The sequence below is a fragment of the Enterobacter sp. Tr-810 genome (assembly GCF_011752765.1).
GTDB classification, from domain to species: Bacteria; Pseudomonadota; Gammaproteobacteria; order Enterobacterales; family Enterobacteriaceae; genus Enterobacter; species Enterobacter soli.
In genome coordinates this window covers 562,366-582,721 of record NZ_VWWW01000001.1, presented here as the reverse complement: position 1 = coordinate 582,721, position 20,356 = coordinate 562,366, and the positions used below count along the sequence as shown (strand labels likewise).

Here is a 20,356-nt window from a genome sequence, read left to right as displayed (position 1 = left end):
GCCATCCTGATGCAATCAGCGTGCTGATTATTAGCTATTGGCTAACTATCTTTGAATCAATGATGACCTAATCTTCCCGCGATCGCGAGCCTATACTGGCGGTGTCTTTTTACATTCACGCTATGTTCGGGTGGGGAAAACGAATGCAATACAGTCAGTTGGGTAACAGCGATTTACGCGTTTCCCGCATTTGTATGGGGTGCATGGGGTTTGGCGATCCTTCTTTGGGTCAACACAGCTGGACCCTGAACGAGCAGGAAAGCCGGGACATCATCCGCTACGGCCTTGAGCAAGGGATCAATTTCTTCGATACCGCCATTGCCTACCAGAATGGTTCCAGTGAACGTTTTGTCGGTAAAGCGCTTCGTGATATGGCGAGGCGAGATGAGGTGGTGCTGGCAACGAAATTTTTGCCCCGAACTGGGCAACAGATTGCCGCGGGGATCAGCGGCCAGCAGGCCATTACGCACACGCTTGACCAGAGCCTGCAAAACCTCGGCATGGAGTACATTGACCTTTATATCTACCACATCTGGGACTACAACACGCCAGTCCTGGACGTGTTGATCGCGCTGCACCAGGCGGTTCAGGCGGGAAAGTGCGTGCCGTTGGCATCTCAAATTGCTTTGCCTGGCAGCTGGCGAAAGCCAACGCGCTGGCGGAACGCGATGGCCTGACGCCTTTTGTCTCTGTCCAGAGTCATTACAACCTCATTATGCGCGAGGATGAACGCGAACTGGCGGGGCTCTGCGCGCAGGACAATATCGCCATGACGCCCTACAGCGCGTTGGCCAGTAGCCGTCTTTCTCGCATTGATAATGCTCAGACACGACGAGCAAGGGAAGACACTTATGCCAAAGGGAAATATGACAAAACGGCAGAGCAGGACGCAGAGATAATCTCTCGCGTGGCGGAGCTTGCCAGCCAGTACCAGGTGTCAATGACCGAGATTTCCCTGGCCTGGCTGTTAACCAAAGTGACGGCTCCGGTCGTGGGCGCAACGAAAAAGCAGCATGTCGAGGACGCGGTCAAGGCCGTGAATTTGCGGCTGAGCGAGGAGGATATCCGTTATCTGGAGGTCTGTTATCAGCCTAATGCATTGTCGGGGATCATGGCGCAAAACACCCCAGCCACGAAAGACCAGAAACAGGTCTGGACTCGCTAACGGCCCGGGGAATCAATAAGGTGAAAACACAATGAAAGTTAATGCATCCGTACTGTCTGACGCCGATATTCAGTCGGTATCACCCGCACTTGTCCGGTTTGGCAATGACGTTATCGCCAATGAACTGTGGCAGCGAAATGACCTGTCAGCGCGGGATCGCAGTATCGTCACGCTGGCCATCCTTATCGCCAGAAATCAGCCTGCCGAACTGAAACACTATGTGGAAGTGGCGCTCGAGTGCGGCGTAACCCCGGCTGAAATATCCGAAGTGATTACTCATCTGGCGTTTTATTCCGGCTGGCCGAATGCGATGGCGGCCATTGCGGTGACTAAAGATATTTTCCGCGCTCGCGGAGTAAGCCCTGATGCACTCCCGCAGGCGAAACCGCCGCTATTGCCCCTGAATGAGGAGGTTGAACGGCTGCGAGCTGAAACCGTGAAAAAGAACGTTGAACCCGTTTCGCCGGGGTTGGTGAAATTCACCGCCGATCCTCTTTTTCTTGAGCTGTGGCAACGGCCAGCGCTTGCCCCCCGCGACCGGAGCCTGGTTACCGTCAGCGCGCTGATTGCCTCCGGGCAGAGTGCGCAAATCGGCTATCACCTGAACCGGGCGATGGACAATGGGCTTACCGCGCAGGAAGCGGGTGAGATTGTGGCGCACGCCGCATTCTATGCCGGCTGGCCAAATGCTTTTTCAGCGGTGGGTGTGGTGGGGGAAGTATTGCAGGGAAGGAAAGCCTGACGCTGGGAGGCCAGAAAAAGAAAAATCCACGCATTGGCGTGGATTTTTTTTGAAGCAGAGAGGGGATTAGACGTTGAACAGGAAGTTCATCACATCGCCATCTTTAACGATGTAGTCTTTACCTTCTGCACGCATCTTGCCGGCTTCTTTTGCACCTTGCTCACCTTTGTAGGTGATGAAGTCTTCAAACGCGATAGTCTGCGCACGGATGAAGCCTTTCTCGAAGTCGGTGTGGATTTTACCCGCAGCCTGTGGCGCAGTGGCACCCACTGGGATGGTCCATGCGCGTACTTCTTTCACGCCAGCGGTGAAGTAAGTTTGCAGGTTCAGCAGTTCGTAGCCTGCGCGGATCACGCGGTTCAGACCCGGCTCTTCCAGACCCAGCTCAGCCATGAATTCTTCACGGTCTGCGTCGTCCAGTTCAGCGATATCAGACTCAACGGCTGCGCAAACGGCAACAACCACAGAACCTTCGCCAGCAGCGATTTCACGCACTTTATCCAGGTATGGGTTGTTTTCGAAACCGTCTTCGTTGACGTTAGCGATATACATGGTCGGCTTCAGCGTCAGGAAGCTCAGGTATTTGATCGCTGCCTTGTCTTCTTCAGTCAGGTTTTTCAGCGCACGCAACATGCCCGCGTTTTCCAGCTGTGGCAGACATTTTTCCAGTGCGGTCAGCTCGGCTTTAGCGTCTTTATCGCCGCCTTTAGCTTTCTTCTGCACGCGGTGAATGGCGCGTTCGCAGGTGTCCAGGTCAGATAACGCCAGCTCGGTATTGATAACGTCGATGTCGTCAGCCGGATCCACTTTATTGTTTACGTGGATGATGTTGTCGTTTTCAAAGCAACGGACAACGTGGCCGATGGCTTCGGTTTCGCGGATGTTGGTCAGGAACTGGTTACCCAGGCCTTCACCTTTAGATGCGCCTTTTACCAGGCCCGCGATATCCACGAATTCCATCGTCGTTGGCAGAATACGCTGCGGTTTAACGATTTCAGCGAGCTGATCCAGACGTGGATCGGGCATCGGTACAACACCGGTGTTTGGCTCGATGGTACAGAACGGGAAGTTCGCTGCTTCGATGCCCGCTTTGGTGAGCGCGTTAAACAGGGTGGATTTGCCAACGTTAGGCAGACCAACGATACCGCATTTGAATCCCATTTCTAAATCACCTTAATATCTTGATAATCAATCCGTTAGCGTTAACCGATTGAAGAAAAGTAAATAACTCTGCCTATTATACACGTAACCCGCACGCTGCGCGGCAAAAAAGCCGTAATGTGTGGATTATTGCGCTTTGAAGGCGTGCAAGCGATTTGTGGCTTTGGTTAAACCGTCTTTGAGCCAAATTTCGGTGCAACGCACCGCTTCGTCTACCGCTTCGTCAATCAGTTTCTGCTCAGAAACCGGAGGTTTACCCAGCACAAAACCGACAACTTTGTTTTTATCGCCCGGATGGCCAATTCCGACGCGCAAACGGTGGAAATTCGGGTTATTACCCAGTTTGCTGATAATATCTTTCAGACCGTTGTGGCCGCCATGACCGCCACCGAGTTTAAACTTTGCCACGCCCGGCGGCAGATCAAGCTCATCGTGGGCGACGAGAATTTCGTCAGGATTGATGCGATAGAACGTCGCCATTGCAGAAACCGCTTTACCACTCAGGTTCATAAAAGTGGTCGGGACAAGCAGCCGCACATCCGCCCCGGCAAGGTTAATACGTGAGGTATACCCGTAAAACTTCGGTTCCTCACGCAGAGGGGCACGTAACCGTTCGGCCAGTAAATCAACGTACCAGGCGCCCGCATTATGGCGAGTTGCTGCATACTCTGCGCCCGGGTTGGCAAGACCGACAATCAGTTTAATCGTCACGATGTAATTCCTAAAGGGTTCCAGATCTGGCGCGTAGTTTACTGTCTGGCGAGCCGGTTGACAAAATTCTGCGACAACAACAACGGAATACGAATAATTACTTATTTGAACAATTAGAATTTCAAGCTGTTCAGTTGCTTATTTGTAAACTTTTGTACCAATGGTAACCATTATTGTGATCGTTCACGCAACTCACAAAACGGGCGTTGTCTATACTTTACACACAAGGATTAGGGGCTTTTCCCCTTACAACCCAAAGTTCCGGAGGTGACATATGAAACGCAAAAACGCTTCGATGCTCGGTAACGTGCTAATGGGGTTGGGGCTGTTCGTGATGGTGGCCGGTGTGGGTTATTCTATTTTAAACCAGTTGCCACAGCTTGACCTTCCACAATACTTCGCACACGGTGCGGTGCTGAGTATCTTCCTCGGTGCGGTTTTGTGGCTGGCAGGTGCGCGTGTGAGCGGCCATGAACAGGTAAGTGACAGGTACTGGTGGGTGCGCCACTACGATAAACGCTGCCGCCGCGATCAGCATAAACACAGTTAGCGGTTAAACGGTTTTATAAGAACGGTTCCTTCTGGAGCCGTTTTTTTTTGCTTATTATCTTGACCCTCACGTAACGTAAGGTTCCAGAGTGGGGCAACTGGCAAAGAAAAGGAGCGGCTATGTTGATTCAGGTGGGGGAACTGGCAAAGCGTGCCGGGATCACCGTACGCACACTACATCACTACGAACAAACAGGGCTGTTGCTGCCTTCTGCCAGAAGCGAGGCAGGTTACCGGCTTTACAATCTGCGCGATGTTCAGCGTTTGCATATGATACAGGCGCTGGCAAAAGCGGGGCTGGAACTTGCTGAAATCAGGGACTTTCTGGAAAAGGAGTCGCTCTCACTGGCGGAATTGCTCGACGCACAAATCACGTTGCTGGAAAAACAGGCGCGCAGCATTACGACGCTGCGTGACAGGCTGGTGGATTTGCGTACCGGGCTTAGCGCAGATGAGGACCCCGATCTTGAGTCCTGGCTACAGACTCTGGAGTTGATGAACATGTACGATCGCTGGTTTAGCAAAGAAGAGTTGCAACAGTTGCCGTTCGCGGTACAGAAAGAGGAACTGGGCGCCATCTGGGCAGGGCTGGTTGCAGAGGCAAAAGTGCTGCTGGAACAACACGCCGACGTATCCGACCCACGCGCCATGGATCTGGCCACTCGCTGGATGGTGCGCCTGGAGCAGGATACAGCGGGAAAACCGGAGTTTCTGACCCGTCTTAACGAGATGCATAGCGTTGAGCCGCAGATGCGCCAGCAAACGGGGATCACTGCGGAAATGACGGACTACATTACCCAGGCATTTGCGGAAACAAAGCTTGTTATCTGGCAGAACTATCTGTCCCCAGACGAGATGGCATTCACTCGCGCGCACTATTTTGACCGCATGATGGAGTGGCCGCCGCTGGTGGCAAAACTGCATCAGGCACAGCGCGAGCGCCTGGAGCCCTCATCAGAAGAGGCGCAAAAACTGGCGGAGAACTGGCTGGCGCTGTTCCAGTCTTATGCCGGAACCGATCCGGCGACACAGCAGAAGTTTCGTGTTGCGATGCAGCAAGAACCGCATCTGATGAAAGGAACCTGGATGACGCCTGCCGTACTCGAATGGCTACAGCAGGCGATAGGGATCATGATGCAAAGACGAATGTCAGTGCAGGGTCGGTGACAGGTCAGCTAGCGCAGCGGTACGGTCAGGATAGAAGGCAAGGCGGCCAGGGATTGGCTGCACGCCAGCACGCGCCATCGTACGCAGCGGCTGAAACTCAAGATTACTCACTCGCAATTCACAGCCTTCCGGCAGTCGTTTCACAAAGCGCTGGAAGGCATCAAGACCGCCCGCATCCAGCACCGGCACCGCATCCCATTTCAGCACCACAATCCGTTTACCTGCGATACGTGACTCCAGATCGCTAAACAGACCTTCTGCGGCGGCAAAGAAAAGCGGGCCAATCACGCGCAGCACCAGCACATCGTCAGGGACGTCGACGTTGACCGGGGCCAGGCGGGTCATCCGCGCGATACGGCGCATAAACAGCAGGGAGGCCAGCACAATACCCACGCTGATGGCGATAACCATATCGAACAGCACGGTCAGCGACATGCAGATGAGCATCACGATAATGTCGTCTTTCGGCGCGCGACGAAGCAGGTTCACCACTTTATGCGCCTCGCTCATATTCCAGGCCACCATCAGCAGCAGGGCCGCCATTGCCGAGAGCGGCAGCCAGGAGAGCAGCGGGGCGAGGATCAGCAGGGCGAGGATCACCAGCACGGAGTGGATAACCGCCGATACAGGAGACGTCGCCCCCGCACGCACGTTAGCCGCAGAGCGGGCGATGGCCGCCGTGGCGGTAATACCGCCGAAGAACGGGGCGATGATATTCCCCAGTCCCTGGCCCACCAGTTCGCTGTTCGCTTTGTGTTTGGTGCCCGTCATGCCGTCCAGCACCACGGCGCACAGCAGAGACTCAATCGCCCCCAGCATCGCCATAGAAAAGGCGGCAGGAAGCAGGGCGCGCAGTGAATCCCAACTTAGGGTGAAGCTGGAGCCGGGCATATCCCACGGCAGCACCAGCTGCGGCAACAGCTGCGGGATCCCGTTTCCCTGAGAGCCGTCAGCCAGCGTGTAATGGAACTGAGAGCCAATCGTTGCCACATGGCCGCCAAGCATATTGACGATAGCCATCACCGCGCAACCCAACAGCAGTGCTGGTAAATGGCCTGGCAGACGAATACCTAAGCGCGGCCAGACAATCAGCGTACCTAGCGTGACAATCCCAATGGCGGCATCGCCCAGGTTCGCCGTCGGCAGCGCCATAATCAACGCGCCCAATTTTTGCAGGTAGTGTTCAGGAACGTGGGCCATTTGCAGACCGAGGAAATCCTTGATCTGCATTGTCCCGATGGTAATACCGATCCCGGAAGTGAACCCCAGCGTCACGGAAAGGGGGATATATTCGATTAACCGGCCAAAACGGGCCAGCCCGAACAAAATCAAAAAGACGCCGGACATTAGAGTCGCAACCAACAGGCCTGCCAGCCCAAACTGTTGAGATACCGGATAGAGAATGACCACAAACGCAGCCGTAGGGCCCGATACGCTAAAGCGCGAACCGCCGGTCAGCGCGATGACAATCCCGGCAACGGCCGAGGTGTACAGACCGTATTGTGGTGCCACGCCACTGCCAATAGCCAGTGCCATTGCCAGAGGAATGGCGATAATGCCAACGGTTATCCCGGCAATAACGTCGCGCAAAAAGCGTGACGAGGTGTATTTCTCTTTCCAGCAAGCGTCGATGAGGGCGCGAAAAGGCAGAACATGTGAGGAGGCTACATTTTTCACAATTATCTATCATCCGTGTGCGCATCATCTGTCATGTGAATGGCAGGTGAAGGAGGCATTAGTCATTGCTCGTCATACTTCGAGTTGCAGATGCGTTGGCTGCACTCATTCACCCCAGTCACTTACTTGAGTAAGCTCCTGGGGATTCATTCCCTTGCCGCCTTCCTGAAACTCGAATTATTTAGAGCATCAATAAATATCAGAGACAAAAAAACCCGCCGCAGCGGGTTTTTTGGCCGTGTTCGATTAGTGTTCGAACATTGCAGAGATGGATTCTTCGTTGCTGATACGACGAATCGCTTCGGCCAGCATCCCGGACAGGGTCAAAGTACGCACGTTTGGCAGTGCTTTGATTTCGTCACTCAGTGGGATGGTATCGCATACCACAACTTCGTCGATAACGGAGTTGCGGAGATTATTAACCGCATTACCGGAGAAGATCGGGTGAGTTGCGTATGCGAATACGCGCTTAGCACCACGCTCTTTAAGCGCTTCAGCTGCTTTACACAGCGTGCCGCCGGTATCGATCATGTCGTCAACCAGCACGCAGTCACGGCCAGCAACGTCACCGATGATGTGCATCACCTGAGAAACGTTAGCGCGTGGACGACGTTTGTCGATGATCGCCATGTCGGTGTCGTTCAGCAGTTTCGCGATAGCGCGAGCACGTACCACACCGCCGATGTCCGGAGAAACCACAATCGGGTTATCCAGGTTCAGTTGCAGCATGTCTTCCAGCAGGATTGGGCTGCCGAATACGTTATCAACCGGAACATCGAAGAAGCCCTGGATCTGCTCTGCGTGCAGGTCAACGGTGAGTACGCGGTCAACGCCTACGCTTGACAGGAAGTCAGCGACAACTTTGGCAGTGATTGGCACACGCGCGGAACGGACGCGACGGTCCTGGCGGGCATAACCAAAGTAAGGGATTACAGCAGTGATACGGCCTGCGGAAGCACGGCGCAGGGCATCGACCATAACAACCAATTCCATCAGGTTGTCGTTCGTTGGAGCACAGGTGGACTGGATGATGAAAATATCACCACCGCGTACATTTTCGTTAATTTGTACGCTGACTTCGCCGTCGCTAAAGCGACCTACAGCGGCGTCGCCGAGGGAAGTGTACAGGCGGTTGGCAATACGTTGTGCTAGTTCCGGGGTGGCGTTACCAGCAAAAAGCTTCATATCAGGCACGAGAAGAACCTCAGGCATGCGTCCAGTGGTGGATAACCTTCGCCAAAAACTGTGCGGGCCAGGCGAACGCTATCCAGGCGTGTATTAAAGAGCGCGATGCAACGTCTGGAACAGGGTGACGTTGTCACCGAAACTCAGTCTGCGCCAGAATGGTCTGCTGTAGGGGGGAGATGTTCATCCCGCGTGCTACAAAACCATGCAGCCAAACCGGCGCTTGCTCAAGCACCTGACGAGCAGCGGACTCGGTGTCAAATTCAGCAAAGACACAAGCCCCTGTACCAGTCAGGCGCGACGGCGCGTATTCTAACAGCCAGGAAAGCACCGCATCAACCTCGCGAAAACGTTTTCTTGCGATATCCTCGCAATCGTTGCTGAATTCACAATTTAATAACGTTTCTATTGACCGCACCGGGGTATTTCTTTTCAGGTCAGGATCTTTAAAGATGACCGGTGTCGGAATGCTGACTCCCGGGTGGGCAACCAGGTACCATTTTTCCGCTGGTTCTGCGGGCGAGAGGATTTCACCTACGCCTTCGGCAAACGCCGCATGGCCCCGCACAAACACAGGAACATCCGCGCCTAGCGTTAACCCTAAAGCGGCCAGTTCGTCTTGCGACAGCCCGCATCCCCAAAGATGATTGAGCGCGACCAGCACGGTAGCGGCATTGGATGAACCACCACCTAAACCGCCGCCCATCGGCAGACGTTTCTCAATGCTGATATCCGCACCGCTTCCAGCAGGCAAACGACCAGAGTCGGCGGCTGCCTTCATCAGCAGACGCGCGGCGCGCACAATCAGGTTGTCTTCGTGCGCCACACCCTCTACTGCGGTGAGCAGGTTAATCTGTCCATCGCTGCGCAGTTCAATCGAGATCGTGTCGCCATAATCGATAAACTGAAACAACGTCTGCAACGTGTGATACCCGTCAGCACGTTGCCCGGTAATGTATAAAAACAGATTCAGCTTCGCGGGTGAGGGCCATTGGGTCATCATTTAACGATCCAGTTGTCCATTTTCAGCTTGATACGCTGGCTACCCTGGGTCAGCTCCATGTTGGACGGCAGCGACGGTTTGGTGTTGCTGTCGTAGGCGCTGTAAACCACTTTCCAGGTTTTACCGTGCTGCGTGTAGTTGACCTGGCTCAGACGATACTGGTCGTCGAGCGTGTAGTCGGTCGCATCACCCGGCAGGCCAAGGATCCACTGACGCAGGCTGTTCAGCGGGATCGGCATCCCGGTCAGTTTGCCGATCATCTCTTCGGCATCGGTCGCGGTGTAGTGCTGGCCTTTGTTGTCGGTTATCTGTGCTTCACCCGGTTTGGCGATAAGCTCCAGCTCAGTGCTGCCCAGCGGGTTCAGCAACAACAGGCGGTAGCGATCCTGACCCGTCTGCTGCCAGAAGAATCGCGCATAAACCTTTTGTTCGTCAGACAGATAAGCAAACGCGCCACGCGTCTGGTACTGGCTCAAATTACGTACGTCCTGCTGGTGCTGACGCCATTGCGGGGAGTCCGGGCTTTTGCCTGGCCCTTTCGGTGGAGTAATCGAACACGCGGTCAGAACCAGCGCCGCCAGCGGCAGAAGGCGAATCAGTCGGGTCATGATAATGACAAATCCTTGAGATACATTGCAGTTATAACTGTTAATGCTAGCGTCACAGGGTGCCACCGTCTACGTTCAAATTATCTCAAAGAGTTGTATCTACCCTAAATAATGTGAGTTGCTTGACCGGGATAAGCTATTACTCCGAAAGGGTGCAGTCCCTTTTATTGATCTCGCGCATCCTGTATGATGCGACCTGCTAACCTTATTAACGCTGGTACTACTCCCGCTCATATGACCCTTTTAGCACTCGGTATTAACCACAAAACAGCCCCGGTTTCTCTGCGAGAACGCGTAACGTTTTCGCCGGATACGCTCGACCTGGCGCTGGACAGCCTGCTTGCACAGCCAATGGTGCAGGGCGGTGTGGTGTTGTCGACGTGCAACCGTACCGAGCTGTACTTAAGCGTGGAAGAGCAGGACAACCTGCACGAAGCGCTTATCCGCTGGTTATGCGACTACCACAATCTGAACGAAGAAGAGCTGCGTAAAAGCCTCTACTGGCATCAGGACAACGATGCCGTCAGCCATCTTATGCGCGTGGCCAGTGGTCTTGATTCACTTGTTCTGGGCGAACCGCAGATCCTGGGGCAGGTAAAAAAGGCCTTTGCTGATTCACAAAAAGGGCATCTTAAGGCCAGTGAACTGGAACGTATGTTCCAGAAATCCTTCTCTGTGGCGAAGCGAGTGCGAACCGAAACCGACATTGGTGCCAGTGCGGTTTCTGTTGCTTTCGCAGCCTGTACGCTTGCGCGTCAAATCTTTGAATCGCTCTCCACCGTTACGGTGCTGCTGGTCGGTGCGGGTGAAACCATCGAACTTGTGGCGCGTCATTTACGCGAACATAAAGTGAAAAAGATGATTATCGCCAACCGTACCCGTGAGCGTGCGCAGGTGCTGGCAGACGAAGTGGGCGCAGAAGTGATTGCGCTTAGCGACATCGATGAACGCCTGAAAGAGGCGGATATCATTATCAGCTCCACCGCCAGCCCGCTGCCGATTATCGGTAAAGGGATGGTTGAACGTGCCTTAAAATCCCGCCGTAATCAGCCAATGCTGCTGGTGGATATCGCCGTTCCGCGCGATGTTGAGCCAGAAGTCAGCAAACTGGCTAACGCCTATCTTTACAGCGTGGATGACCTGCAAAGCATCATTTCGCACAACCTGGCGCAGCGTAAAGCCGCGGCAGTTCAGGCAGAAACGATAGTCGAGCAGGAAACCAGTGAGTTTATGGCCTGGCTGCGCGCGCAAAGCGTCAGCGAGACTATCCGCGAGTATCGCGGGCAGGCAGAACAGGTGCGTGACGATCTGACTGCCAAAGCGCTGGCTGCCCTTGAACAAGGTGGCGACGCGCAAGCAATTATGCAGGATCTGGCCTGGAAACTGACCAATCGCCTGATCCATGCACCAACCAAATCTCTTCAGCAGGCAGCCCGAGACGGGGATGACGAACGCCTGACTATTCTGCGCAACAGCCTCGGGCTGGAATAGCGCCCTATACCCATTTTCTATTACAAGGTGCACTTACGCCTATGAAGCCTTCTATCGTCGCCAAACTGGAAGCTCTGCACGAGCGCCATGAAGAAGTCCAGGCGCTGCTCGGCGATGCCGGGACCATTGCAGACCAGGACCGTTTTCGCGCGCTGTCGCGTGAGTACGCGCAGTTAAGTGATGTTTCTAAATGCTTTACCGACTGGCGACAGGTCCAGGAAGATATCGAAACCGCGCAGATGATGCTCGACGATCCTGAAATGCGCGAAATGGCGCAGGAAGAGTTACAGGAAGCAAAAGCGCGTTCAGAAGAAATGGAGCAACAGCTCCAGGTTCTGCTGCTGCCAAAAGATCCGGATGATGAACGCAATGCCTTCGTGGAAGTGCGCGCCGGGACCGGCGGCGATGAAGCCGCGCTGTTTGCAGGCGATCTGTTCCGCATGTACAGCCGCTACGCGGAAACGCGCCGCTGGCGTGTCGAAATCATGAGCGCTAACGAAGGCGAGCATGGTGGTTTTAAAGAAGTGATCGCTAAAATCAGCGGTGACGGTGTATACGGGCGTCTCAAATTTGAATCCGGCGGCCACCGCGTGCAGCGCGTACCGGCTACCGAATCGCAGGGGCGTATCCACACCTCCGCCTGTACGGTTGCGGTGATGCCAGAGCTGCCGGAAGCAGAACTGCCGGACATCAACCCGGCCGACCTGCGTATCGACACCTTCCGTTCATCCGGTGCGGGTGGTCAGCACGTTAACACCACCGACTCTGCTATTCGTATCACTCACTTGCCAACCGGCATTGTGGTGGAGTGCCAGGACGAACGTTCCCAGCACAAAAACAAAGCCAAAGCGCTGTCTGTGCTGGGCGCGCGTATTCGTGCCGCGGAAGTGGCCAAACGCCAGCAGGCAGAAGCCTCGACCCGTCGTAACCTGCTGGGTAGCGGCGATCGCAGCGATCGTAACCGTACCTATAACTTCCCGCAGGGCCGCGTCACCGACCACCGTATCAACCTGACGCTGTACCGTCTGGACGAAGCGATGGAAGGGAAACTCGATATGCTGATTGAGCCTATCGTGCAGGAATACCAGGCCGACCAGTTGGCGGCATTGTCCGAGCAGGAATAATGGATTTTCAGCACTGGTTACGTCATGCCGTCAGCGCGCTTTCAGAAAGTGAAAGCCCGAAGCGTGATGCCGAAATATTGCTTGAGTTTGTGACGGGAAAACCCCGCACTTACCTGCTGGCTTTCGGCGAGACGATGCTCACTGCTGAACAGGAAACACAGCTCGCAGCGCTGCTTGCCCGCCGTAAAACCGGCGAGCCAGTAGCGCATCTGGTGGGGGAACGCGAGTTCTGGTCATTACCGCTGTACGTCTCAGCGGCCACGCTTATCCCGCGCCCCGACACCGAATGCCTGGTGGAGCAGGCGCTGGCGCGTTTACCGGCCACTCGCTGTAGCATTCTCGATCTTGGGACCGGCACCGGCGCGATTGCGCTGGCGCTTGCCAGCGAGCGCCCGGACTGCGACGTAACGGCGGTGGATGTGATGCCTGATGCCGTTGCGCTGGCGCAGCGTAACCAGCAACGCCTCGGGCTCAGCAACGTAACGGTATTGCAAAGCAGCTGGTTTAGCGCGCTGGCGAACCGCACGTTTGCCATGATTGTCAGTAATCCGCCCTATATCGACGAACACGATCCGCATCTGGCTCAGGGTGACGTGCGCTTTGAACCGCTGACGGCGCTGGTCGCCGCCAATGAAGGGCTGGCCGACCTCGTTCATATTGTGTCGACATCGCGCCAGCATTTGTTACCGGGTGGATGGCTGCTGGTCGAACACGGCTGGACACAGGGCGAAGCCGTTCGCGCGCTCTTTACTGCGGCAGGGTACACCGCGGTAGAAACCTGTCGCGACTATGGCGGCAATGACCGCCTGACGCTGGGACAGTGGTTATGAGCCTGTTTTCCGTTCTTATTACCGCCCACCTGGCGTCGGTTGCGCTGACCATCGGGTTTTTCATCGTCCGTTACTGGTGGCGTTACAGCAATAATCCGCTGATTGACGCGCGCTGGGTGCGCATTGCGCCGCACTGTATCGACACTGTGCTGTTCCTGTCTGGCGCCGGATTAATGTGGAAGACCGGCTATCTGCCATTTACTGATAAAGGCACATGGCTGACTGAGAAGCTGTTTGGCGTTATCATCTACATCGTTTTGGGTTTTATCGCGCTTGGGCGTCGTCGTCCGCGCAGCCAGCAGGTGGGGTTTATTGCCTTTCTGCTGGGTCTGGTGGTGCTGTACATCATCATTAAACTCGCCACCACAAGAATACCGTTACTGGGGTAAGTCATGAGGTCCTTAGCCGATTTCGAATTTAACAAAGTGCCGCTTTGCGATGGGATGGTCCAGATTTCTGAGATGATCCGCGACGATTTTTCGTCACGCTTTGTCTACGATGAGCTGGAAAGCCTGGTCAGCCTGGCGCGAGAAGAGATTAATCAGGCGCGTCCTCAGGACTGGCAGTTAGAGAAGCTGGTTGAGCTTTTCTATGGCGAATGGGGCTTTTGCGACACGCGCGGCGTGTACCGCCTTTCTGATGCGTTATGGCTGGATCAGGTTTTAAAAAATCGCCAGGGCAGCGCCGTTGCGCTGGGGGCTATTTTACTGTGGGTTGCCCACCGTCTGGATATTCCGCTGGTGCCGGTCATTTTCCCGACGCAGATGATCCTGCGTGCGGAGTGGCTGGACGGTGAGATGTGGTTAATTAACCCCTTCAACGGTGACACGCTGGATGAACACACGCTGGATGTCTGGCTGAAAGGCAACATTAGCCCGGTGGCTGAGCTCTTTAACGAAGATCTCGACGAAGCCGATAACTCAGAAGTTATCCGCAAACTGCTGGATACGCTGAAAGCCGCGCTGATGGAAGAGCGGCAGATGGAGCTGGCGCTGCGTGCCAGTGAAGTGTTGCTGCAATTTAACCCGGAAGATCCATACGAAATTCGCGATCGTGGTCTTATTTATGCCCAGCTCGACTGCGAGCATGTGGCGCTGAATGATTTGAGTTATTTCGTCGAGCAATGCCCGGAAGATCCGATTAGCGAAATGATTCGTGCGCAGATCAATTCGATCTCGCATAAACAAATTACACTGCATTAAATTTAATTCCGATTCACACCTGAATAAGGCGATCCTATGAAACAAAAAGTGGTTAGCATTGGTGATATCAAGGTAGCAAACGACCTGCCGTTCGTGCTGTTTGGCGGTATGAACGTGCTGGAATCCCGTGATCTCGCAATGCGCATCTGCGAGCACTACGTGACCGTGACCCAGAAGCTGGGCATCCCGTATGTGTTTAAAGCCTCTTTTGACAAAGCCAACCGCTCCTCTATCAACTCTTACCGTGGCCCAGGTCTGGAAGAGGGGATGAAGATTTTCCAGGAACTGAAACAGACCTTTGGCGTGAAAGTGATCACCGACGTGCATGAAGCCGCTCAGGCGCAGCCAGTGGCTGACGTGGTTGACGTTATCCAGCTTCCGGCCTTCCTGGCGCGCCAGACCGACCTGGTTGCCGCGATGGCGAAAACGGGTGCCGTGATCAACGTGAAGAAACCACAGTTCGTCAGCCCGGGCCAGATGGGTAACATCGTCGACAAGTTTATCGAAGGCGGTAACGACCAAATTATCCTGTGTGACCGTGGCGCAAACTTCGGTTACGACAACCTGGTTGTGGACATGCTGGGCTTCAGCGTAATGAAGAACGTGTCTAACCAGTCTCCGGTTATCTTTGACGTGACCCACGCCCTGCAATGCCGTGACCCGTTTGGCGCTGCGTCTGGCGGTCGTCGTGCGCAGGTTACCGAGCTGGCGCGTGCCGGTATGGCAACTGGCCTTGCTGGCCTGTTCATTGAAGCGCACCCGGATCCGGCTAACGCGAAATGCGACGGCCCATCCGCACTGCCGCTGGATAAGCTGGAGCCGTTCCTGAAACAGATCAAAGCGATTGACGATCTGGTGAAAAGCTTCGACGAGCTGGATACCAGCAACTAATAAAAAAACCCGCTTCGGCGGGTTTTTTTATGTTTTCTCCCTCTCCCTGTGGGAGAGGGTTGGGGTGAGGGCATCAGACCGCAGAGGATGAAAGCTACGCAAATATCGTCATCAGATACGCAATAAACAACGCCATATGCGCTGCACCGTTAAGCACGTTAGTGCGCCCGGTTGAGAACGAGATATGGCACAACACCAGCGACGCCACCATCACAATCATCTCTGGCGCGCCCAGCGCAAAGTTCAACTCGTTACCTGTCATAAAGGCAATCAGCGTCACCACCGGTACGGTAAGTGAAATCGTCGCCAGCACGGAACCAAAGAACAGGTTCATCGCGCGCTGTACCTGATTGTTCAGCACCGCTTTCAACGCCCCAAGGCCTTCCGGCGAAAGGATCAGCAGTGCAACCAGGAAACCGGTAAACGCCACCGGCGCGTTCAGTTCGGTCAGCAGCGTCTCCAGCGGGTTAGCGTTCATCTTGGTCACCGCAATAACCGCAATCAGATGTACGATCAGCCATACGGTATGCCACGCGCTGCTGTGTGCAGACGGTTTACCGTGATGCGGGTCGTCGTCGTCGCTGTCGTCTTCGTGCTCATAGACAAACAGGCTCTGGTGCGTTTTAGTCTGAATCAGCAGGAATACGCCGTACATGGCTGCGGAAATCAGCGCAACCAGCAATGCCTGGCCGGTGGTGAAGTTCGCACCCGGCAGCGCCATCGGGAACACCAGCACGATAATCGCCAGCGGGAAGAGGGCAATCAGGTACTGTTTAATCCCGAACAGATTCATATATTGGGTAGCGAATTTACGCCCGCCCAGTAGCAGAGAAAAACCGACCAGACCACCCGTTACAATCATAATGATGGAATAGAGCGTGTCGCGCATCAGCGTAGGCGCGGCGTCACCGGTTGCCATCAGGGCAGAAATCAGGCTGACCTCAAGAATGACGACGGAAAGGCTTAATATTAAGGAACCGTACGGCTCGCCCAGACGGTGAGCTAAAACATCAGCGTGGCGAACAACGCTGAATGCGCTGGTTAAAATACCAATAAGTGCAAGAATATTGATACCAACGACCACTGGCAGTGACTGACTGCTTCCCCAGAAGAGCAGCACAGCCAGTGCCAGAACCGGGAAAATGAGCGACGTCTCCTTGTGGCGGGTTTTTACCGCCTCGTGTGCTGCTGTCATGTGCTTCTCCATCAATGCAGGTGCTTGTAATTATAGATAGAATTTTGAGGTCATTAAACTAACAGATCTCTGTTAAATACCCTTTATTTTTTACTTAATTTTACCGTTTGCAATTACTTTGGATTGTGTTGATTGAAAACTTGTATCTTTTATAAATATTCATTAAATAACAAATAATTAATTAAAGCATAATCGCAATATAACTATCGCAGTGGCGCGATTGTAATGCATCGACCACACTTAACTCTTTAACAAAAAAGAGGTTAGTGATGCCATATAAAGCGAAACGCGAATTACCCGATAGTGTACAACACGTACTCCCCGCCCATGCGCAAGATATCTACAAAGAGGCCTTTAACAGCGCCTGGGAACAGTACAAAGATAAAGAGGATCGCCGGGATGATGCCAGCCGCGAAGAGACGGCGCACAAAGTCGCCTGGGCCGCAGTAAAACATGACTATGAGAAAGGAGACGATGATAAATGGCACAAAAAGAAATAGCGACCAAATAATATGCTGCCTTCATTTTGACTTTTCAGGCGGTTGAACTTTCGTTGTATTGCAACTGGCCCATGAATTGCTTATCGTTAATTAACTGCTGGCAAAATGACCAGTAAAAATAGCCGGGAAGGCGAATTACAGATGTCGCAAGGAAGCATGCAGTGGCGGAGGTGTAAAGTGTTAACGCGTGATTTCTTAATGAAGGCAGATTGTAAGACGGCATTTGGTGCTATTGAGGAATCGCTTCTCTGGTCGGCTGAACAACGTGCGGCATCGCTTGCTGCCACGCTTGCCTGCCGCCCGGATGATGGCCCGGTATGGATTTTTGGCTACGGCTCCCTGATGTGGAACCCGGCGCTTGAATTTGTAGAATCAGCAACAGGGACGCTCTCTGGCTGGCATCGCGCATTTTGTTTGCGTTTGACCGCCGGGCGAGGCAGCGCATGTCAGCCTGGACGAATGCTTGCACTGAAAGAGGGCGGACGCACCACGGGCGTGGCATACCGGTTGCCGGATGCGACCCTGGAAGATGAGCTGACGCTGCTCTGGAAGCGCGAAATGATCACCGGCTGCTATATGCCGAGCTGGTGCAAGCTTGAACTCGACGACGGTCGTACCGTCAATGCGCTGGTGTTTATTATGGACCCGCGCCATCCTCTGTACGAAGCCGATACCCGTACACAGGTTATTGCCCCGTTGATTGCCGCCGCCAGTGGGCCGCTTGGCACCAACGCCCAGTATCTCTTTTCACTGGATCAAGAACTGACTCGCCTCGGTATGAAAGACGATTGCCTGAATGAGCTGGTGATGAAGGTGAAAGCGTTGCTGGAAGGGAATCTGCTAAATAATCCGTTGCGCCCGGGTTTTGCCTGATAAAACGCCCGGTTGCCAGATGGCGAACCGGGCGTTCATTTATTACGCGGCAACGTAGCTTACGGAATGCTCAAGAGACTGACTGTGGCTGTCAATCAGCACATCCCAGGTGCCGGTGTAAGGCACGGTCAGCCACGCTTTATCATCCTGCACGGTCAGAATATCGGCCTGCGATTGTTTTTGCGCTTTAGAACTCATCAAATGAATGCGGCAGCGCTCAGAGCAACGCACCACAACAGTATCCCCGCCAAACAGTTTCAAACTTGTTTTTACCAGTGCCATTTTTAAACCCCGTAGTCTTAAACAACGCTCTCCTTGCAGCCAATCCTGAGCGTGATGTTGTTCACAATTCACTCATTGCATAACACCAAAGGGGAGGGCATGGGATGCTGATTTTGATCAAAAAATGGCATAACGTTTAAACAAAAATGACAAAACACCTGAAAACTTTTGGCCCGCGCGCATTTAGCCAGGTAAATGCGCGCGGGAGGAACATTAAATGCGGAAATGACCGGCTGTTTCAGCAAGGTCGCCCGCCTGGCTCTGCAATGCGCTGGCCGCTGCGGCCGATTGCACAACCAGTTCGGCGTTTTGTTGCACCATACGATCAAGATGTGTTACCGCATGGTTAATCTCATGAATCCCTTTCATCTGCTCGCTGGTCGCAATAGAGATTTCACGCATAATCCCCGACACGTTGCCGATGCTGGAGCGGATCTCATTCATGCTTTCACCCGCCAGATGCACATAGCGTGAGCCGGTTGCCACGCTGTCGGTGGTGGAATCAATCAGGGATTTGATCTCTTTCGCGGCCTGAGCGCTGCGGCTGGCAAGGTTACGCACCTCACCGGCTACCACCGCGAACCCGCGTCCCTGTTCCCCTGCACGGGCGGCTTCTACCGAGGCGTTCAGCGCCAGAATATTCGTCTGGAAGGCAATGCCGTCAATCACGCTGGTGATATCACCAATTTTTGCTGATGCCACTTCAATTGACTGCATGGTGCTGATGGCCTGAGACACCACGTCACCACCGCGCGAGGCGGCAGCAGAGGCTTTGCTGGCCTGGTCGTTGGCAACCGCCGCCGATTCGTTCGATTGAGTAACGGATGCGGTGATCTCCTCGACGGCGCTGGCGGTTTCGCGCAGGCTGGATGCCGCCTGTTCGGTACGCCTGGAAAGGTCGTGGTTGCCTGCGGCGATCTCCTGGGCCGCATTTTTCACCGAGGCGCTGGCATCACGCAGCTGCGCCATCACCACCGACAACTTATCGCTGAAGGCGTTAAATGCCTGCGCAATTTGCGCCACTTCATCGTCGCCACTATCTGGCAGACGCTGTGACAGGTCGTTGGTGCCGTTAGCAATGTTGTGCATGGCATCGCGAATATCAGACAGGCGCTTCAGCAGACGGGCAATCAGGAAGTGGACAATGGCGCCACTCAGCAGGGCAAGGATCACCAGCGACAGCGCAGAAGCCTTCAGTAGGGCGCGCATCCCGGAGGTTGCGTCGTTGTTGTCGAGCGCGACAATGAGCATCCAGTGCGTCCCGGTAACCGGGGTCGCCACGAAGGTCTTTTCTGTGCCATTAAAGGTGCCGTCAAGCGGGTTGCCGTTTTTCAGCGCCGCAAAATCCACGCCTTTAATGGTTTCAGCGAAGGGCTTCAGGGTCAGGGCCGGATCGTTGGCGGCGATAACCGTGCCATCGCTGTCCACCAGCAGCCCGCTGCTTGATGGTGTAGGGTGAATACCGCGCACGTTAGACACCACGCTATCCATCGCCACATCACCCGCAACAACGGCCTTCAGCGTCCCGTTGTCTTTCACCGGCACGGCAAAAGTCACCACCAGCTTCCCGGTGCCTGCGTCAACGTAAGGCGCGGTCACCACCGGCGCATCGGTGCTAACCACCTGCTGATACCACGGACGCACGGTAGGATCGTAATCCGCAGGCACACCCGCAGGATCAGAGAATTTCGCCGTCTTGCTGGCATAACCCACATAGACGTTGGTGAACCCGCCCGCCTGCGCCAGCTGTTTGAAGACTGGCACCGGATCATCGCTCAGGGCAACGGTTTGTGCGGAGGAGATAACGGTCATTTTGCTGTTTACCCAGTCAGCAATGGCCATGTTATGACTGGCGCTGGTGCTGGTCAGAATATCGCGCTGTGACTGCTGGTTATCCTGGCGGGTAACCTGGAAGTTAATAACGGTGTTAAGAATGAGGGCGACGATCAGACAACCTGTCGTCGCGGCAATAATGCGTGCACGAATGGACCTGAACATAA

Annotated in this window: 19 protein-coding genes and 2 pseudogenes; 12 read left to right on the top strand and 9 right to left on the bottom strand. The window is 54.4% G+C overall.

The window, feature by feature from the left end; genetic code table 11:
• Window positions 1–143: 143 nt before the first annotated feature.
• Window positions 144–1,165 (top strand): annotated as a pseudogene (locus tag F3J30_RS02800) (aldo/keto reductase).
• 31 nt (window positions 1,166–1,196) lie between these two features.
• A pseudogene (locus tag F3J30_RS02795) lies at window positions 1,197–1,907 on the top strand (carboxymuconolactone decarboxylase family protein); the annotation flags it as partial.
• Between the two features lie 66 nt (window positions 1,908–1,973).
• Here the strand turns inward: F3J30_RS02795 and ychF are convergent.
• Together ychF and pth are read right to left on the bottom strand one after the other, a co-directional pair.
• Window positions 1,974–3,068: a redox-regulated ATPase YchF gene (gene ychF / locus F3J30_RS02790; RefSeq protein ID WP_014070581.1), complete on the bottom strand. Its 1,095-nt coding sequence runs from the start codon at window positions 3,066–3,068 to the stop codon at window positions 1,974–1,976.
• A gap of 126 nt (window positions 3,069–3,194) precedes the next feature.
• Window positions 3,195–3,779 (bottom strand): aminoacyl-tRNA hydrolase, encoded by a 585-nt coding sequence (pth, locus tag F3J30_RS02785; RefSeq protein WP_166715694.1) that lies wholly within the window; start codon window positions 3,777–3,779, stop codon window positions 3,195–3,197.
• Window positions 3,780–4,053: 274 nt separating this feature from the next.
• Between pth and ychH the strand changes: the two genes are divergently transcribed.
• Together ychH and F3J30_RS02775 are read left to right on the top strand one after the other, a co-directional pair.
• Window positions 4,054–4,329: a stress-induced protein YchH gene (gene ychH, locus F3J30_RS02780; protein ID WP_014070579.1), complete on the top strand. Its 276-nt coding sequence runs from the start codon at window positions 4,054–4,056 to the stop codon at window positions 4,327–4,329.
• Between the two features lie 119 nt (window positions 4,330–4,448).
• Window positions 4,449–5,495 carry a MerR family transcriptional regulator gene (locus F3J30_RS02775; protein WP_166715692.1) on the top strand — a complete coding sequence of 349 codons (1,047 nt, stop codon included), beginning with the start codon at window positions 4,449–4,451 and terminating at the stop codon, window positions 5,493–5,495.
• On the opposite strand, the gene dauA is transcribed toward F3J30_RS02775, so the two are convergent.
• From dauA to lolB, 4 genes are all read right to left on the bottom strand, one after another.
• Window positions 5,478–7,172, bottom strand: coding sequence for a C4-dicarboxylic acid transporter DauA (dauA, locus tag F3J30_RS02770; protein ID WP_166715690.1), 1,695 nt, complete (start codon window positions 7,170–7,172; stop codon window positions 5,478–5,480). The genes F3J30_RS02775 and dauA overlap by 18 nt on opposite strands.
• A 246-nt stretch (window positions 7,173–7,418) precedes the next feature.
• Window positions 7,419–8,366, bottom strand: coding sequence for a ribose-phosphate diphosphokinase (prs, locus tag F3J30_RS02765; protein ID WP_003856663.1), 948 nt, complete (start codon window positions 8,364–8,366; stop codon window positions 7,419–7,421).
• Between the two features lie 124 nt (window positions 8,367–8,490).
• Window positions 8,491–9,360 carry a 4-(cytidine 5'-diphospho)-2-C-methyl-D-erythritol kinase gene (gene ispE / locus F3J30_RS02760; RefSeq protein ID WP_166715688.1) on the bottom strand — a complete coding sequence of 290 codons (870 nt, stop codon included), beginning with the start codon at window positions 9,358–9,360 and terminating at the stop codon, window positions 8,491–8,493.
• Window positions 9,357–9,968: a lipoprotein insertase outer membrane protein LolB gene (lolB, locus tag F3J30_RS02755; RefSeq protein ID WP_166715686.1), complete on the bottom strand. Its 612-nt coding sequence runs from the start codon at window positions 9,966–9,968 to the stop codon at window positions 9,357–9,359. Before lolB ends, ispE begins: the two co-directional genes overlap by 4 nt.
• Window positions 9,969–10,202: 234 nt before the next feature.
• Between lolB and hemA the strand changes: the two genes are divergently transcribed.
• The 6 genes from hemA to kdsA are packed head-to-tail and all read left to right on the top strand — an operon-like array spanning window position 10,203 to window position 15,506.
• The gene (gene hemA / locus F3J30_RS02750; protein WP_166715684.1) at window positions 10,203–11,459 is read left to right on the top strand and encodes a glutamyl-tRNA reductase; all 1,257 of its coding nucleotides are present in this window, start codon (window positions 10,203–10,205) and stop codon (window positions 11,457–11,459) included.
• A 41-nt stretch (window positions 11,460–11,500) separates the two neighbouring features.
• Window positions 11,501–12,583, top strand: a complete 1,083-nt coding sequence (prfA, locus tag F3J30_RS02745) for a peptide chain release factor 1 (protein WP_014070573.1) — start codon at window positions 11,501–11,503, stop codon at window positions 12,581–12,583.
• Window positions 12,583–13,413: a peptide chain release factor N(5)-glutamine methyltransferase gene (prmC, locus tag F3J30_RS02740; protein WP_166715682.1), complete on the top strand. Its 831-nt coding sequence runs from the start codon at window positions 12,583–12,585 to the stop codon at window positions 13,411–13,413. The genes prfA and prmC overlap by 1 nt, the downstream gene beginning before the upstream one ends.
• Window positions 13,410–13,802 (top strand): invasion regulator SirB2, encoded by a 393-nt coding sequence (gene sirB2, locus F3J30_RS02735; RefSeq protein ID WP_014070571.1) that lies wholly within the window; start codon window positions 13,410–13,412, stop codon window positions 13,800–13,802. The genes prmC and sirB2 overlap by 4 nt, the downstream gene beginning before the upstream one ends.
• Before the next feature lie 3 nt (window positions 13,803–13,805).
• Window positions 13,806–14,615, top strand: coding sequence for an invasion regulator SirB1 (sirB1, locus tag F3J30_RS02730; protein WP_014070570.1), 810 nt, complete (start codon window positions 13,806–13,808; stop codon window positions 14,613–14,615).
• 36 nt (window positions 14,616–14,651) lie between these two features.
• Complete coding sequence (kdsA, locus tag F3J30_RS02725) at window positions 14,652–15,506, top strand: 3-deoxy-8-phosphooctulonate synthase (protein ID WP_166715679.1); 855 nt, start codon at window positions 14,652–14,654, stop codon at window positions 15,504–15,506.
• Window positions 15,507–15,600: 94 nt separating this feature from the next.
• Here kdsA and chaA read toward each other — a convergent pair whose 3' ends face one another.
• Window positions 15,601–16,701, bottom strand: a complete 1,101-nt coding sequence (gene chaA, locus F3J30_RS02720) for a sodium-potassium/proton antiporter ChaA (protein WP_014070568.1) — start codon at window positions 16,699–16,701, stop codon at window positions 15,601–15,603.
• Window positions 16,702–16,970: 269 nt separating this feature from the next.
• Between chaA and chaB the strand changes: the two genes are divergently transcribed.
• The gene (gene chaB, locus F3J30_RS02715) at window positions 16,971–17,201 is read left to right on the top strand and encodes a putative cation transport regulator ChaB (RefSeq protein ID WP_014070567.1); all 231 of its coding nucleotides are present in this window, start codon (window positions 16,971–16,973) and stop codon (window positions 17,199–17,201) included.
• Between the two features lie 177 nt (window positions 17,202–17,378).
• Window positions 17,379–18,074, top strand: coding sequence for a gamma-glutamylcyclotransferase (locus F3J30_RS02710; protein WP_166715677.1), 696 nt, complete (start codon window positions 17,379–17,381; stop codon window positions 18,072–18,074).
• A gap of 42 nt (window positions 18,075–18,116) precedes the next feature.
• Here F3J30_RS02710 and F3J30_RS02705 read toward each other — a convergent pair whose 3' ends face one another.
• Entirely contained in the window at window positions 18,117–18,356 is a 240-nt protein-coding gene (locus F3J30_RS02705) for a DUF1883 domain-containing protein (protein ID WP_010432930.1), read from the bottom strand.
• Window positions 18,357–18,569: 213 nt separating this feature from the next.
• Window positions 18,570–20,354: a methyl-accepting chemotaxis protein gene (locus tag F3J30_RS02700; RefSeq protein ID WP_166715675.1), complete on the bottom strand. Its 1,785-nt coding sequence runs from the start codon at window positions 20,352–20,354 to the stop codon at window positions 18,570–18,572.
• Between the last annotated feature and the right edge of the window lie 2 nt (window positions 20,355–20,356).

What these genes read in the sequence shown, in the direction of transcription:
- ychF (WP_014070581.1), bottom strand. Translation starts at nt 3,068, where the DNA reads ATGGGATTCAAATGCGGTATCGTTGGTCTGCCTAACGTTGGCAAATCC.
- ychH (WP_014070579.1), top strand. Translation starts at nt 4,054, where the DNA reads ATGAAACGCAAAAACGCTTCGATGCTCGGTAACGTGCTAATGGGGTTG.
- F3J30_RS02775 (WP_166715692.1), top strand. Translation starts at nt 4,449, where the DNA reads ATGTTGATTCAGGTGGGGGAACTGGCAAAGCGTGCCGGGATCACCGTA.
- ispE (WP_166715688.1), bottom strand. Translation starts at nt 9,360, where the DNA reads ATGATGACCCAATGGCCCTCACCCGCGAAGCTGAATCTGTTTTTATAC.
- lolB (WP_166715686.1), bottom strand. Translation starts at nt 9,968, where the DNA reads ATGACCCGACTGATTCGCCTTCTGCCGCTGGCGGCGCTGGTTCTGACC.
- hemA (WP_166715684.1), top strand. Translation starts at nt 10,203, where the DNA reads ATGACCCTTTTAGCACTCGGTATTAACCACAAAACAGCCCCGGTTTCT.
- prfA (WP_014070573.1), top strand. Translation starts at nt 11,501, where the DNA reads ATGAAGCCTTCTATCGTCGCCAAACTGGAAGCTCTGCACGAGCGCCAT.
- prmC (WP_166715682.1), top strand. Translation starts at nt 12,583, where the DNA reads ATGGATTTTCAGCACTGGTTACGTCATGCCGTCAGCGCGCTTTCAGAA.
- sirB2 (WP_014070571.1), top strand. Translation starts at nt 13,410, where the DNA reads ATGAGCCTGTTTTCCGTTCTTATTACCGCCCACCTGGCGTCGGTTGCG.
- sirB1 (WP_014070570.1), top strand. Translation starts at nt 13,806, where the DNA reads ATGAGGTCCTTAGCCGATTTCGAATTTAACAAAGTGCCGCTTTGCGAT.
- kdsA (WP_166715679.1), top strand. Translation starts at nt 14,652, where the DNA reads ATGAAACAAAAAGTGGTTAGCATTGGTGATATCAAGGTAGCAAACGAC.
- chaA (WP_014070568.1), bottom strand. Translation starts at nt 16,701, where the DNA reads ATGACAGCAGCACACGAGGCGGTAAAAACCCGCCACAAGGAGACGTCG.
- chaB (WP_014070567.1), top strand. Translation starts at nt 16,971, where the DNA reads ATGCCATATAAAGCGAAACGCGAATTACCCGATAGTGTACAACACGTA.
- F3J30_RS02705 (WP_010432930.1), bottom strand. Translation starts at nt 18,356, where the DNA reads ATGGCACTGGTAAAAACAAGTTTGAAACTGTTTGGCGGGGATACTGTT.
- F3J30_RS02700 (WP_166715675.1), bottom strand. Translation starts at nt 20,354, where the DNA reads ATGTTCAGGTCCATTCGTGCACGCATTATTGCCGCGACGACAGGTTGT.